1 pseudogene is annotated in these 516 nt (G+C 65.7%); it reads left to right on the top strand.

The window, feature by feature from the left end:
* Positions 1-121: 121 nt before the first annotated feature.
* A pseudogene (locus tag HMPREF0321_RS02445) lies at positions 122-516 on the top strand (50S ribosomal protein L1); the annotation flags it as partial.

Genomic DNA, 516 nt, shown 5'->3' with positions numbered 1-516 from the left:
TGGTTGCCTGTGTGGCATCGGCGGCGTCGAGGATCGACCGTGGTGGTCGGGGCGCGGAGCCGAAGTGGTTGGGCCGGCGCTGGCTCGTAGAACCACGATCTCCCTGTTGAAGGAGTTTGAGATGAAGCGCAGCAAGACGTACCGCGCGGCGGAAGAGAAGATCGAAGAAGGCAAGCTGTACTCGCCGCTCGAGGCTGTTCGCCTCGCGAAGGAGACGGCCGGCACGAAGTTCGATTCGACGGTCGAGGTTGCGATGCGCCTCGGTGTCGACCCGCGCAAGGCGGACCAGATGGTTCGTGGCACGGTGAACCTGCCGAACGGCACGGGTAAGACGGCTCGCGTCCTCGTGTTCGCCAACGGTGACAAGGCTGCGGCGGCCGAGGCTGCCGGCGCCGACTTCGTTGGTTCGGATGACCTGATCGCCAAGGTTCAGGGTGGCTGGACGGACTTCGACGCCGTCGTCGCGACGCCCGACCTCATGGGCAAGGTCGGTCGCCTGGGTAAGGTGCTCGGTCC

Source organism: Dermacoccus sp. Ellin185 (assembly GCF_000152185.1).
In the GTDB taxonomy this organism is placed as follows: domain Bacteria; phylum Actinomycetota; class Actinomycetes; order Actinomycetales; family Dermatophilaceae; genus Dermacoccus; species Dermacoccus nishinomiyaensis.
The sequence above is the reverse complement of the archived record's forward strand: the minus strand, read 5'-3'. Positions and strand labels throughout refer to the sequence as shown.